The sequence below is a fragment of the Vibrio celticus genome (assembly GCF_024347335.1).
In the GTDB taxonomy this organism is placed as follows: domain Bacteria; phylum Pseudomonadota; class Gammaproteobacteria; order Enterobacterales; family Vibrionaceae; genus Vibrio; species Vibrio celticus.
This window is the reverse complement of the sequence record NZ_AP025463.1, coordinates 3,003,480-3,017,988: the sequence shown is the minus strand read 5'-3', so window position 1 is coordinate 3,017,988 and position 14,509 is coordinate 3,003,480. Positions and strand designations below refer to the sequence as shown.

Sequence of the window (14,509 nt, the reverse complement as noted above, 5' to 3'; positions counted from 1 at the left end):
ATGCTCAGTCAACTAAGGGAAATAGTTGAACACGTATCAAGAGTTGAAGATGTGTCGACGGCTCTTGATGTTTTGGTGAAAGAGACATGCAGTGCGATGCAGACGGAATGTTGCACCGTGTATTTGGCAAATAATGATATGCAGCGCCTTGAGTTGATGGCAACTCAAGGCCTGATCTTCAAAGGCAATAGCATTCACATTGGTTTTGACGAAGGTCTGGTTGGCCTTGTTAAAAGAAGTGCTGAACCTATCAACCTTGCACAAGCATCTGCTCACCCTGCTTATAAGTTTTTTCCAGAGCTTGGAGAAAACGTCTATCACTCTTTTCTCGGTACTCCGATTATCCACCGCAAGCAAGTACTCGGTGTATTGGTCATTCAACAGAAGACTCCGCGTTTATTCAGTGAGATGGAAGAATCTTTCCTTGTCACGCTCTCAGCACAACTTGCCGTTATTGTGGCGCACGCCCAAACTCAAGGTCATTGGCTGTTAGAGCAACAGAAGCTACCTGCGACTAAAGGTATTGCAGCTTCATCGGGCGTGGCGATTGGTGATTTATGGTGGGACAACACCCAGCCTGAACTTACCGATGTTTATCCTGCTTCGACGCTCAATGTAGAGAGAGAGCATGAGTTGTTGGCGGTAGCGGTTGAAAATGCCCTCAATGACTTTAAGCGCATGCGAAAGCGCTTAGATAGCGAAATCAATAAAGACGCATTAGCGATCTTTGACCTGTTTACTCACTTACTCAACGATCCTATGTTGCGTAAGGATCTAAAGAGTCAAATTCAGAAAGGCGATAAAGCCGATTGGGCATTAAGACAAGTGGTTGAGAGCTATTCGAACCGCTTTGCTCGTATGTCTGATGTGTACCTTCGTGAGAGAGCACAAGACATCCGAGAGCTCGGACAAAGGTTGCTCTATTTCCTCCATAACTCTGAACATGAACTCCGCACATTAGATAAGCCGATTATTCTAGTGGTTCGTGAGTTAACCGCTTCGGTATTAGCGTCTATTCCAAAAGAAAAGCTATTAGCTGTTATTTCCTTGGAAGGGGCGGCGAACTCGCATGCAGCGATTTTGTCTCGAGCGCTTGGCATACCTTCAGTCATGGGGGTAAATCTCAATCTAGCTCAAGCTAATGGCAAGCAAGCGATTGTAGATGGGTACAGCGGTGAGATCTTTATTGAGCCGACGAAGAACCTACTCAAAGAGTATCAAGGGCTGATTCTGGAAGAGAGTGAGCTCTCTTCTATGGTCAACCGAGAACTGTATCTTCCGGCAAAAACCCAAGACGACAAGCAAGTCGAAATTCTGCTTAATGCGGGTTTGAGTGCAGACACTAACATCGCTATCAACCAAGGTGTTGATGGAGTAGGGCTGTATCGAACTGAAATCTCTTTCTTGTTGCAGCAAAGGTTCCCGTCAGAGGACGAACAATTCAAGCAGTATCGTTCTGTGCTGGCAAGCTACCCAGAGAAACAAGTGGTGATGCGTACACTCGATATCGGTGGTGATAAGGCCTTACCTTATTTTCCTATCGAAGAGGACAATCCATTCCTTGGTTGGCGTGGTATTCGTTTTACGCTCGATCATCCAGACATCTTTATTATTCAGTTACGTGCCATGCTACGTGCGAGTTGTGAAAGCCATAACTTGAGTATTTTGCTGCCGATGATCTCAGGTGCTCAGGAATTGGATGACGCGCTACAGCTGATTGAACAAGCGTATGATGAAGTGCATGAGCTTGATAGCCGAGTGCGTATGCCTCGCGTTGGTATCATGATTGAAGTGCCATCGATGCTTTACATACTGCCGTTGATTGCGGATAAGGTCGATTTCGTTTCAGTCGGTACCAACGACTTAACCCAATATTTATTAGCGGTTGATCGGAACAATTCACGAGTATCCGATGTCTACGAATCCATGCACCCTGCGGTGATCATGGCATTAAAACAAATTCATGATACTTGTAAGCAATATCAATTACCTGTGTGTATTTGTGGCGAGTTAGCCGGTGACCCGATGGGCGCGCTGCTATTGATTGGATTGGGGTATGAGACGCTAAGTATGAATACCTCGAATGTCGCAAGAACCAAATATTTGATTCGTCAATCGAACTTGGCTGAATTACAGGATTTGGCAAATAAGGCACTTTCAAAACCGTATGGTAGTGACATCTATAGTATGATGCTGAACTATTTCGAAGAGCGTGAATTTACAGGCTTCATTCGAGCAGGTAAAAAATAGGATTTAACGTGTCATATGAACTGATAGGCTTGTTAGCAGGCCTTGGTGCTATTGTTGGTGTTTTAGCTGGCTTGCTAGGCATTGGTGGTGGTTTGCTGGTGGTTCCTGCCTTACTGTTTTTGCTTCCTAAAGCGGGTATTCCTCAAGAGTTTGCGATGCAAATGGCATTGGCTACTTCGCTATCAACCATCATAGTTACGTCAGGATCGTCTGCGATTAACCATTTAAAGTTGGGTAACGTAGAGATGTTTGTCGTTAAATGGTTGATGCCAGGTGTGGTGATAGGTGGCTTCCTCGGTTCTTTTGTGGCCGATGTGATTCCAGCTCAATACCTACCAAAAGTCTTTGGTGTGATTGTCTTGGTGTTGGCGTTGCAAATGCTGTTGTCGATTCGCTCTAAGAGCCAAAAGTCGATGCCAGGTTCAGCTAAAACCGTGTTGTGTGGTGGCGGTATTGGTTTGGTATCAAGCTTAGCGGGCATTGGCGGTGGGTCTTTATCGGTACCTTTCCTTAACCATCACGGTGTGGAAATGCGTAAAGCCGTCGGCTCATCTTCGGTATGCGGTTGTGTTATCGCGATTTCGGGAATGCTAGGTTTCATTTGGCATGGAGCTTCTGTCGATGATCTTCCTGCGTATAGCTTAGGTTATGTTTATCTGCCGGCTTTGATCGCGATATCTTGTACCTCAGTTTTGACCACTCGAGTAGGTGCGAAACTGGCCACTCAATTGCCAACCCCTGTGCTGAAGAAATTCTTTGCGGTATTTTTAATGTTTATAGCAGCCACAATGCTGCTGTAGTGTCTTTTCTGTTAGCCATTGAGCTAACCGTTAATCAATTTAGATAGAGAGCCAAGTATGTCTCAGGGTTTTATCGAATTCCCAAATATCGATCCTGTTCTTATTGAACTAGGACCAATCTCAGTTCGTTGGTACGGCCTAATGTACCTTGTCGGTTTTATGTTTGCTCTTTGGTTAGCAAATCGCCGAGCTGATCAACCGGGTAGCGGTTGGACTCGAGAGCAAGTATCAGACTTACTGTTTGCTGGCTTTCTGGGTGTGGTGTTGGGTGGTCGTATTGGCTACGTACTTTTCTACAACTTTGACCTTTTCCTAGCAGACCCACTGTACCTATTTAAGGTATGGACTGGCGGTATGTCTTTCCACGGTGGCTTGCTTGGTGTTATTACTGCCATGTTTTGGTATGCCAAAAAGAACGGTCGAACCTTCTTTGGTGTGGCAGACATGATTGCACCATTGGTGCCATTTGGTTTAGGCATGGGACGCTTAGGTAACTTCATGAACAGCGAGCTTTGGGGCCGTGTGACTGATGTGCCATGGGCGATTGTGTTCCCTAACGGTGGTCCACTTCCTCGTCACCCATCTCAACTTTACGAGATGGCGCTTGAAGGTATTGTGCTGTTCTTCATCTTGAACTGGTTTATCAAAAAGCCGCGTCCTCTTGGTTCTGTATCAGGGTTATTCCTAGCTGGATATGGTACATTCCGCTTCTTAGTAGAATACGTACGTGAACCTGATGCTCACCTAGGTTTGTTCGGTGGATTTATCTCTATGGGACAAATTTTGTCACTGCCAATGGTTATCATCGGTGTGCTGATGATGGTGTGGGCATACAAGCGTGGTCACTACAAAGACGAATTACCACAACAAACGAAGTAAGGAATTGGTGTGAAACAGTATTTAGATCTCTGTCAGCGTATCGTTGATGACGGTACTTGGATTGAAAATGAACGCACGGGCAAGCGCTGCCTAACCGTGATCAATGCTGACCTTGAATATGATGTTGGTAATAACCAATTCCCACTGGTAACAACGCGTAAGAGCTTTTGGAAAGCCGCAGTAGCTGAACTGCTTGGTTATATCCGTGGTTACGACAATGCTGAAGATTTTCGTAAACTAGGAACTAAAACTTGGGATGCGAACTCGAACCTGAACGAAGCATGGCTGAATAACCCTTACCGCAAGGGTGAAGATGACATGGGCCGTGTTTATGGCGTTCAAGGACGTGCATGGGCAAAACCTGACGGCGGTCATATCGACCAATTGAAGAAGATTGTTGATGATCTAACGAACGGTATTGATGACCGTGGCGAGATCTTAAACTTCTATAACCCAGGTGAGTTCCACATGGGTTGTTTGCGTCCGTGTATGTACAGCCATCACTTCTCTCTACTTGGTGATACTCTGTACCTAAACAGCACTCAGCGCTCTTGCGATGTACCACTAGGCCTGAACTTCAACATGGTTCAAGTGTACGTCTTCCTAGCTATCATGGCGCAAATCACGGGCAAGAAAGCTGGCGTGGCTTACCATAAGCTTGTGAATGCTCATATCTACGAAGATCAACTTGCACCTATGCGTGATATCCAGTTAAAGCGTGAGCCGTTAGCTGGCCCAACATTCCACATCAATCCTGAGATTAAGTCTCTAGAAGATCTGGAAACGTGGGTAACGATGGATGACTTCTGGGTTGAAGGTTACGAATGCCACGAAGCGATTAAGTACCCATTCTCGGTTTAATCTCACTCGCTTTGTTTGATTGAAAGGCTGCCTCTGTGCAGCCTTTTTTGTATCTAAGTTACAGTGACGAGTAATCGAGATTCGTCATTCCCTAGACTGACGAAGGAAGGAGTAGGGAATCTCTGGGCGTTGTGCACTAGGTAGATTCCCTATCACGCTCGTGCCTCGCTGTAGGGAATGACGGGTGTTTAGATACGAGTAGACGAGATGCGAGATACGAAGAGCGTTTTTAGATTTGAGTCAGTAAGATACGATATATAGAAACGCAGCTAATGAGAGGAAGTCGCTTTTCGTTACTCGTTTACCCGAATCTCGTATCTGCTTTTGCTCTCGTTACTCGTTCACTCGCATCCCGTACTGCTCTTAAAAAGAAAAAGCCCGCAACCTAGGAGGTAGCGGGCTTTGCTATAAGCGATGTTTATTTTGCTATTAAGCGGTAAGCGCTAACACGCTACCAGGCAGTACAAGGAATACCGCAACAAGGTAACCAGCCACTACAGCTTTGTTCTTCACAGCCATGTCTGAAATCATGTCTGCCGCTTTAACTGGAAGTTCACGTAGGAACGGGATACCGAAGATGAATACCGTTGACATGATGTTGAACACCAAGTGTACTAGAGCAATCTGTAGTGCGAATACTGCGAACTCACCAGATACTGCTGTTGCTGCAAGTAGAGCCGTAATACATGTACCGATGTTTGCACCCAGAGTGAATGGGTAAACGTCACGTACTTTAAGAACACCTGAACCTACTAGTGGAACCATCAAGCTTGTTGTCGTAGAAGAAGACTGAACAAGGATAGTCACGATAGAGCCAGAAGCGATACCGTGGATTGGACCACGACCGATTGCGTTCTTTAGAATCTCACGAGCACGACCAACCATTAGGCTCTTCATCAGCTTACCCATTACAGTGATAGCTACGAAGATAGTTGCGATACCTAGAGCGATAAGCATGATACCGCCAACAGTGTCGCCAAATGTTGATAGAGGCTCTTTAATCGCACTTACTACTGGTTTAGTGATTGGCTTGATGAAGTTAAGACCACCCATGCTCATATCACCTGTTGCTAACATCGGAGATACCAACCAGTGAGAAATCTTCTCTAGAATACCAAACGCCATCTCTAGTGGTAGGAAGATAGCAACGGCTAATAGGTTAAAGAAGTCGTGGATTGTCGCACTTGCGAATGCACGTTTGAACTCTTCTTTACAACGAACGTGACCAAGGCTAACTAGCGTATTGGTTACCGTAGTACCAATGTTAGCACCCATGATCATAGGAATTGCTAGCTCAACAGGTAAACCACCTGCCACAAGGCCAACGATAATTGAAGTAACTGTACTTGATGATTGAATAAGCGCTGTTGCTACTAAACCAATCATTAAGCCTGCAACTGGGTGTGAAGCAAATTCGAAAAGAACCTTTGCTTGCTCGCCTGTTGCCCATTTGAAGCCTGTACCAACCATTGAAACTGAAAGTAATAGTAGGTAAAGCATGAATGCCAAGTTAGCCCAGCGTAGCCAACGAGTAGTGCTCGAGATAGGCGCTGCTGCAGTAGTAGCTTGGTTCATATGTTTTCTCCATTGGACCGTTTAAGTCTGTGTTTGGTCTGTTTGTTTAATCTGAGCGTGATGTTAGAGGGGAAATATTTCAGTAATATTACATTTTGGTTTAGGTCGGACTTTTTTGTGATGATTTACTCTTTAAATATTCTCATAGCTAATGTGGTTGTTTTAACTTTTTGTTTTTGTTTGATTTTTAATGGTAACTCTATAGGTGATATAGATCTTAAAAGTTAGAAAAAAATTGAAAATAATCGCTGAAATATTACATTATGAAATCAGACACTTCGAAAAAATAAGTGATAAATGCATATTTTGTTAGGTTTTTCCGAGTTTGTTGAGTGGCGGTGTCATATTTGATATAAAAGGGTATCTACTCTTTTATTACGGCACATCTATGTCGCATCTCAACTACAACCATCTGTATTACTTCTGGATGGTTTGCAAGCAAGGCTCTGTTACTAAAGCTGCAGAAGCCCTATTTCTAACACCACAAACGGTAACGGGGCAGATAAAAGCCTTGGAAGAGCGCATGGATGGCAAGTTGACCAAGCGTAATGGCCGAAGTGTGGAGCCTACAGAGCTTGGGCAACTGGTCTTTAAATATGCCGATCGTATGTTTGGCCTGAGTTACGAGATGCTGGATATCGTGAATTACAGCCAGCACTCCAATATTCTGTTTGATGTTGGCGTCGCGGATGCGCTCTCTAAAAGACTCGTCAGTAAGATACTGATGTCGACCATTCCTCCAGATAACAGCATTCACTTGCGCTGTTTTGAATCGACCCATGAAATGCTACTTGAGCAACTATCTCAACATAAGCTCGATATGATTTTGTCTGACTGTCCGGTGGACTCTAGTCAAAGCCCGGGCCTGTTCAGTAAAAAGTTGGGTGAGAGTGGAATGAGCTTTTTTAGTTCAGGTCAGGTTGAAGGTGTTAATTTCCCTGCTGTATTGGAGCAAAGAAAGCTTTTGATCCCTGGTAGCCGAACCTCAATGGGGCGTAAAGTGCTGCAATGGTTTGATAGACAAGGGCTAAAGCCTGATATTTTAGGTGAGTTTGATGATGCCGCATTGATGAAGGCTTTTGCTCGTTACCATCATGACGCGATATTCTTAGCACCGACGCTTTATATGTCTGAAGTTGAAGAAGACACATCACTGCAACTATTAGGCGGTATTGAAGAGTTAAAAGAGGAGTACTACGTCATATTTGCTGAGAGGATGATCCAACATCCAGCAGTAAAAAACGTATGTGACGCAGATTTTAGCAAATTGTTCGAATGAGTTAGTTTGTTAATGAATTGATATCGATTATCATAGTTCCACCATATGCCGGAAATACTGATAGCCCGTAGTTGGCGTAAAGGTTGTAGGGAGCCAAACTATGAACTTAAAAGAGATGGAGAAGAACTCAGCACAAGCTGTGATTCTACTTAAAGCCATGGCTAACGAGCGTCGCTTACAGATTTTGTGCCTATTACATGGTACTGAACTGTCGGTTGGGGAGTTGTGTGGCAAGTTGGAACTGAGTCAGTCTGCTTTATCTCAACATCTTGCTTGGTTGAGAAGAGATGGTTTGGTCGAAACTCGCAAAGAAGCTCAAACTGTGTATTACACATTGAGTAGTGAAGAAGTAAAAGCGATGATTAACCTACTGCATGGTATTTACTGCAAGTAGCTTATTGCTGGTGGGAGGGGGATTTCTTATCAGCGATAGAATGACACAAGGAAGTGTTAGTATTTCACATTGAACGTTAATGTTTTCCTACTTTCCTACTTTCCTACTTTCCTACTTTCCTACCTACTTATCTACCTATCTACGTACCAATTTGCTTCTCTATTTATTTTCCTGATTGTTTGTTTTATCTATCTGCTAAATTTTTTATCGGTCAGAAAAACGGCTGTTAGCACGTAAAATAAAAGCGTTACTCAAAATTTAAATATAAAAAAACCGGCCTAGGCCGGTTTTTTTCGTTTTGCGTTGTAATCAAATTTCTATTAAAGAGCTTTGATTGCAGCAGCGAAACGAGACTTATGACGTGCAGCTTTATTCTTATGAATAAGGCCTTTAGTCGCCATACGGTCAAGAAGTGGTGTAACTTCTACAAGAGCAGCAGTTGCAGCTTCTTTATCACCAGCTGCGATAGCTGCGATAGTCTTTTTCATGTAAGTGCGCATCATAGAACGACGGCTAGCATTGTGCTGGCGACGTTTCTCAGCTTGGATAGCGCGCTTCTTAGCAGATTTACTGTTTGCCAAGGGTCTAACTCCCAAAAACTTAGTTCGGTGACAATTTAAGGGCGAGGACTATCCCTCATTAGCGCTTAATTGTCAAATGATTTGTGCAAAAACCAATCGTAGCCAAACAAACTTTGGTATGGAAAGGTCATCGCGGTTAAGATGGCGGGGATTCTAACAGCATTTTTAGACCAATGCTAATAAATATGCTTCTTAGGACAGGATAGTATTTATCCTCGCTTGAAAGTAATCAACCAGTGTCAGAGGTTTCTGTGAGTAAACGACTATTAAAGTCAGGGCTGATTGTCAGCGCAATGACTTTTGTTTCCCGTGTGTTGGGGCTAGTACGTGATGTAGTAGTAGCAAATTTGATGGGGGCAGGAGCGAGTGCCGATGTATTTTTCTTCGCTAATAAAATTCCTAATTTCTTACGTCGACTTTTTGCAGAAGGTGCGTTTTCTCAAGCGTTTGTTCCTGTATTAACGGAATATCACGCCGCAGGCGATAAAGATAAGACACGAGATTTAATTGCTAAGGTGTCGGGTACGCTCGGGGTTTTAGTTTCTATTGTCACCATTGTCGGGGTATTGGGCTCTGGAGTGATCACCGCGATGTTTGGTGCGGGTTGGTTTATCGACTGGCTAAATGATGGCCCATCAGCACCCAAATTTGAGCTAGCGAGCTTTATGCTCAAGATTACCTTTCCTTATTTATGGTTTATCACCTTCGTTGCTTTATCTGGGGCCATTCTTAATACATTAGGTAAGTTTGCGGTCTCTTCTTTTACGCCTGTGTTCTTGAACGTGATGATCATAGGCGCTGCGTGGTTTATCTCTCCTAATTTAGAACAACCAGAAATTGGTTTAGCCATTGGTGTGTTTCTTGGCGGCTTAGTCCAATTCCTTTTCCAAATGCCTTTCTTGATCAAAGCGGGCGTGTTAGTTAAGCCGAAATGGGGCTGGAGAGATCCGGGCGTGGTTAAGATCCGCACATTAATGATCCCTGCTTTGTTCGGTGTATCGGTCAGTCAAATCAACTTATTGTTTGATACCTTTATTGCCAGCTTCCTCGCAACAGGCTCTATCAGTTGGTTGTACTACTCAGACCGACTGCTTGAATTTCCTCTCGGTTTATTCGGTATCGCGATTGCGACCGTGATTCTTCCTGCTTTATCTCGTAAACACGTAGATGCTCAAGGGGAAGGGTTCGCGCATACTATGGATTGGGGCGTACGCATGGTGTTGCTGCTTGGTATTCCTGCGATGTTAGGTCTTATCGTTTTAGCTAAACCAATGCTGATGGTGTTATTCATGCGCGGTGAGTTTTCTCCACATGATGTACAGCAGGCATCGATGTCATTGGTGGCTTACGCGTCAGGCTTGCTTAATTTCATGCTGATTAAAGTTTTAGCTCCGGGCTATTACTCTCGCCAAGATACCAAAACACCGGTTAAGTACGGCATTATCGCTATGGTGACCAATATGGTGTTTAACGCGATCTTTGCTTATTTCTATGGTTATGTGGGTTTGGCGATAGCGACGGCACTGTCTGCCTTTGTGAATATGGCATTGTTATATCGTGGATTACACCTTGCGGGTGTGTATCAATTAACTAAGACAACCTTGTTGTTTAGTGCCAAATTGATTATCTCAGGTGTGGTGATGGTAGCGGCTATTTTATGGCAGCTGGATAATATGCAACATTGGCTTGAATGGAGCTTCAGTCAGAGAGCGCTGACATTAACAGGCTTGATTGGACTTGGTGGCTTTGTTTATATTGTTTCGGTACTGATTTTAGGTATCCGAGTAAAACATTTAAAAGCAGCGACAGATTAATACTGATTAGTATATAATCCGTCGGTTTCACACAATAAATGATGCAAATAACAGGTTTTAGCTGATCATAATGGAACTGATCCGAGGTATACACAATATTAAAGCGCAGCATCATGGCTGTGTATTAACCATAGGTAACTTCGATGGTGTTCATTTAGGACATCAAGAGGTTCTGAGTCAGGTTTCTAAACAAGCTGCAGCATTAGGGCTACCTTCTGTTGTTATGACGTTTGAGCCGCAGCCTATGGAGCTGTTTGCCCGAGATAAAGCGCCAGCACGTTTAACTCGCTTACGAGATAAATACGTGCAACTGAGCAAGCTAGATATCAGTCGCTTATTGTGCGTTAATTTTAATCAGTATTTTGCAAGTTTATCCGCGGAAGCATTCATTAAGGATCTTTTGGTTGATAAGCTTGGTGTGAAGTTCTTGGTGGTTGGTGACGATTTTTGCTTTGGTAAAGGTCGCACTGGCAATTTCGCTATGCTCAAAGAGGCGGGCGAGAAGTACGGTTTTGAGGTGGTAAGCACCCAAAGCTATTGCTTAAACCAATTACGAGTAAGCAGTACTGAGATACGAAATGCATTAGCGGTCGATGACTTGGCTGCAAGTGCTACCATGTTAGGACGTGATTACAGTATTAGTGGTCGAGTGTCCCATGGTCGAAAACTAGGGAGAACTATCGGTTTCCCTACCGCTAATATTCCATTAAAGCGTTGTGTTTCTCCTGTATCGGGAGTGTATGTTGTTGAAGCTTTGGATATCGACGGTGTTCCTGTCGGTGGCGTTGCTAATATTGGACAACGACCAACAGTTAATGGGGTAAGGCAGCAATTAGAAGTGCATTTTTTTGACTTTAAAGCCAATTTATATGGTAAACAGTTAGAAGTACGACTTTTGCACAAACTGCGCGACGAGATAAAATTTGAATCGTTCGACGCACTAAAGAATCAAATAGAATTGGATGCTGAAGCCGCAAGGGTGTGGCTGCTTCAGCTAAAGAATTAATCGGATGATTCCACCGATTAACATAATGTCTAACTTCGCCCAATATAACGGAATTAAGAATCGATGAGTGATTATAAAGATACCCTGAACTTACCAGAAACAGGGTTCCCAATGCGCGGCAATCTGGCAAATCGTGAGCCAGAAATGCTGAAGCGTTGGTACAAAGAAGATCTTTACGGCGAAATCCGTAAGGCAAAGAAAGGTAAAAAATCTTTCGTACTGCATGATGGCCCTCCATACGCGAACGGCGACATTCACATTGGCCACGCGCTGAATAAGATTCTTAAAGACATTATTATCAAATCTAAGACCCTTTCTGGTTTTGATGCACCGTACATCCCTGGTTGGGACTGTCACGGTCTTCCAATCGAGCTAATGGTTGAGAAGAAGAAAGGTAAGCCTGGTCAGAAGATTTCGGCTGCTGAATTCCGCGAAGAGTGTCGTAAGTACGCTGCGGGTCAAGTTGAAGGTCAGAAAGAGAGCTTCAAACGTCTTGGCATCATGGGCGAGTGGGACAAACCTTACCGCACTATGGATTTCGGCACTGAAGCGAACATCATTCGTTCTCTTGGCAAAATCGCAGATAAAGGTCACCTTCTTAAAGGTTTCAAGCCTGTTCACTGGTGCACTGACTGTGGTTCTGCTCTGGCTGAAGCTGAAGTTGAATACAAAGATAAAGTTTCTCCATCTATCGATGTGAAATTTACAGCAGCTGACGAAGCGGCGCTTCTAGAGAAATTCACTCTAGCTGAAGGTCATGCGGGTCAAGGCGAAATTTCTATCGTTATCTGGACGACAACACCATGGACTCTGCCAGCTAACCGCGCAGTATGTCTACGTGATGATCTTGAATACGTGCTTATCCAAGTTGAAGCGAATGGCGACCAGCCTGCTCAACGTATCGTTGTTGCTTCTGAACTAGCAAAAGACGTAATGGATCGTGCAGGTATCGAGCACTTCCACAACCTTGGTTTTGCTACAGGTGCTGATCTTGAGCTTTCTCAGTTCAACCACCCGTTCTACGACTTTACTGTTCCTGCTGTTCTTGGTGACCACGTTACAACGGATTCAGGTACTGGTGTGGTTCACACTGCGCCTGGCCACGGTCAAGAGGATTTCGTGGTTGGTAAAAAGTACAACCTAGAAATCGCTAACCCAGTTGGTTCAAACGGCGTTTACCTGCCAGATACTGAGCTATTTGCCGGTCAGCACGTATTCAAAGCGAACGACTCTGTTTTAGAAGTTCTAAAAGAGAAAGGTGCACTTCTACATCACCACGCTTACGAGCACAGCTACCCACACTGTTGGAGACACAAAACTCCAATCATCTTCCGCGCAACACCACAATGGTTCATCTCTATGGATCAAGCTGGCCTACGTGCTAAAGCACTAGAGTCAATCAAGAGTGTTGAGTGGTTGCCTGAATGGGGTCAAAGCCGTATCGAAGGCATGGTTGAAGGTCGCCCTGAGTGGTGTATTTCTCGTCAACGTACTTGGGGTGTGCCAATTGCTCTGTTCGTTCATAAAGAAACAGCAGAACTTCACCCAGAAAGCCCTGCACTTATTGAAAAAGTAGCGAAGCTAGTTGAAGAGAAAGGCATTCAAGCTTGGTGGGATGTAGACGCTGCTGAACTTATGGGCGCAGAAGACGCTGATAAGTACGAAAAAGTAATGGATACGCTAGACGTATGGTTCGACTCAGGTGTTACGCACTTCTCTGTTGTTGATTCTCGTGAAGAGTACAACTTCCCGAACGAAGAGCGTACTCACAGTGCTGATCTTTACCTTGAAGGTTCAGACCAACACCGTGGCTGGTTCCAGTCTTCTCTAATTTCATCTATCGCGATGAAAGACGAAGCACCGTACAAGCAAGTACTAACACACGGTTTCGTGGTTGATGGTAACGGCCGTAAGATGTCTAAATCTATCGGTAACGTTGTTGCTCCTAAAGACGTAACTAACAAGCTAGGTGCAGATATCCTGCGTCTATGGGTTGCTTCTACAGACTACACGGGTGAAGTTGCGGTTTCTGATGAAATCCTGAAGCGTTCAGCGGATGCTTACCGTCGTATTCGTAACACAGCGCGTTTCTTCCTAGCGAACTTGAACGGTTTCAACCCTGAAACTGACCTAGTTCCTGCTGAAGAGATGGTTGCACTTGATCGCTGGGCTGTTGGCCGTGCTCAAGCTGCACAAGAAGAGATTATTAAAGCATACGGCGAGTACAACACTCACGGTGTGACTCAACGTCTAATGCAGTTCTGTTCTATCGAAATGGGTTCTTTCTACCTAGACGTAATTAAAGACCGTCAGTACACAGCGAAGCAGGGCAGCCATGCTCAACGTAGCTGTCAAACGGCGCTTTACTACATCGTAGAAGCTCTAGTTCGTTGGATGGCACCTATCATGTCGTTCACTGCAGATGAAATCTGGAATGAAATGCCGGGTGAGCGCGACACGTTCGTATTCACAGGTGAGTGGTTCGAAGGTCTATTTGGTCTTGCTGAAGGCGAAGAGCTAAGCAACGAATTCTGGACTGAGATCCAGTCTGTTCGTGGTGCAGTGAACAAGCTTCTTGAAGATGCTCGTAAAGAGAAAACGATCGGTGGTGCACTGCAAGCTGAAGTTACTCTATACGCTGACGATGCACTAGCGGCTAAAATCAATAAGCTAGAAGATGAGCTACGTTTCGTACTTATCACTTCTGCAGCTGTTGTTAAGCCACTGAGCGAGAAGTCTGATACAGCTCAAGCGACAGACGTTGAAGGTCTATACGTTGAAGTTGCAGCAACTGAAGCTGAGAAGTGTGACCGTTGCTGGCACCACACTCCAGATGTAGGCACAATTGAAGGTCACGAGAAAATTTGTGGTCGTTGTGTGTCGAACATCGACGGTGAAGGCGAAGTGCGCAAGTTCGCATAACGACTCAGAGAAAGACTGAACTTTTTGTAAAAATCATAGCCCCAGTATCAACTGGGGTTATTTTTAGTTATAGGAAATGTGTTTAACCAAGTTGGTAATCAAGGTCACTTAAAGTGACTAACAATGAATACCAACTTCGTAAATACTA

The 14,509-nt window shown here is 44.4% G+C and carries 11 protein-coding genes; 9 read left to right on the top strand and 2 right to left on the bottom strand.

The window, feature by feature from the left end:
* Genes ptsP through OCV19_RS13545 form a run of 4 tightly spaced genes read left to right on the top strand, consistent with a single transcriptional unit; the run spans window position 1 to window position 4,790 of the window.
* Complete coding sequence (ptsP, locus tag OCV19_RS13560; RefSeq protein WP_065676735.1) at window positions 1–2,250, top strand: phosphoenolpyruvate--protein phosphotransferase; 2,250 nt, start codon at window positions 1–3, stop codon at window positions 2,248–2,250.
* Window positions 2,251–2,258: 8 nt separating this feature from the next.
* Window positions 2,259–3,050, top strand: coding sequence for a sulfite exporter TauE/SafE family protein (locus OCV19_RS13555; protein ID WP_065676736.1), 792 nt, complete (start codon window positions 2,259–2,261; stop codon window positions 3,048–3,050).
* A gap of 57 nt (window positions 3,051–3,107) precedes the next feature.
* A complete protein-coding gene (lgt, locus tag OCV19_RS13550) occupies window positions 3,108–3,929 on the top strand; it encodes a prolipoprotein diacylglyceryl transferase (RefSeq protein ID WP_017059338.1) in 822 nt (273 codons plus the stop codon).
* Window positions 3,930–3,938: 9 nt separating this feature from the next.
* Window positions 3,939–4,790 (top strand): thymidylate synthase, encoded by an 852-nt coding sequence (locus OCV19_RS13545; RefSeq protein WP_017056122.1) that lies wholly within the window; start codon window positions 3,939–3,941, stop codon window positions 4,788–4,790.
* A gap of 429 nt (window positions 4,791–5,219) precedes the next feature.
* On the opposite strand, the gene OCV19_RS13540 is transcribed toward OCV19_RS13545, so the two are convergent.
* On the bottom strand, window positions 5,220–6,365 hold the full coding sequence (locus OCV19_RS13540; protein WP_017059340.1) for a Na/Pi symporter: 1,146 nt from the start codon (window positions 6,363–6,365) through the stop codon (window positions 5,220–5,222).
* Window positions 6,366–6,753: 388 nt separating this feature from the next.
* Here OCV19_RS13540 and nhaR point away from each other — a divergent pair, with 388 nt between their 5' ends.
* Window positions 6,754–7,644, top strand: a complete 891-nt coding sequence (gene nhaR, locus OCV19_RS13535; RefSeq protein ID WP_048615016.1) for a transcriptional activator NhaR — start codon at window positions 6,754–6,756, stop codon at window positions 7,642–7,644.
* A 100-nt stretch (window positions 7,645–7,744) separates the two neighbouring features.
* Window positions 7,745–8,038 (top strand): ArsR/SmtB family transcription factor, encoded by a 294-nt coding sequence (locus OCV19_RS13530; RefSeq protein WP_004735028.1) that lies wholly within the window; start codon window positions 7,745–7,747, stop codon window positions 8,036–8,038.
* A 320-nt stretch (window positions 8,039–8,358) separates the two neighbouring features.
* Here OCV19_RS13530 and rpsT read toward each other — a convergent pair whose 3' ends face one another.
* On the bottom strand, window positions 8,359–8,619 hold the full coding sequence (rpsT, locus tag OCV19_RS13525; protein ID WP_004739529.1) for a 30S ribosomal protein S20: 261 nt from the start codon (window positions 8,617–8,619) through the stop codon (window positions 8,359–8,361).
* Between the two features lie 251 nt (window positions 8,620–8,870).
* On the opposite strand from rpsT, the gene murJ reads away from it, so the two are divergent.
* From murJ to ileS, 3 genes are all read left to right on the top strand, one after another.
* The gene (murJ, locus tag OCV19_RS13520) at window positions 8,871–10,433 is read left to right on the top strand and encodes a murein biosynthesis integral membrane protein MurJ (protein WP_065676753.1); all 1,563 of its coding nucleotides are present in this window, start codon (window positions 8,871–8,873) and stop codon (window positions 10,431–10,433) included.
* A gap of 70 nt (window positions 10,434–10,503) precedes the next feature.
* On the top strand, window positions 10,504–11,439 hold the full coding sequence (ribF, locus tag OCV19_RS13515) for a bifunctional riboflavin kinase/FAD synthetase (protein ID WP_017088634.1): 936 nt from the start codon (window positions 10,504–10,506) through the stop codon (window positions 11,437–11,439).
* 63 nt (window positions 11,440–11,502) lie between these two features.
* A complete protein-coding gene (ileS, locus tag OCV19_RS13510; protein ID WP_065676737.1) occupies window positions 11,503–14,361 on the top strand; it encodes an isoleucine--tRNA ligase in 2,859 nt (952 codons plus the stop codon).
* Window positions 14,362–14,509: the final 148 nt, after the last annotated feature.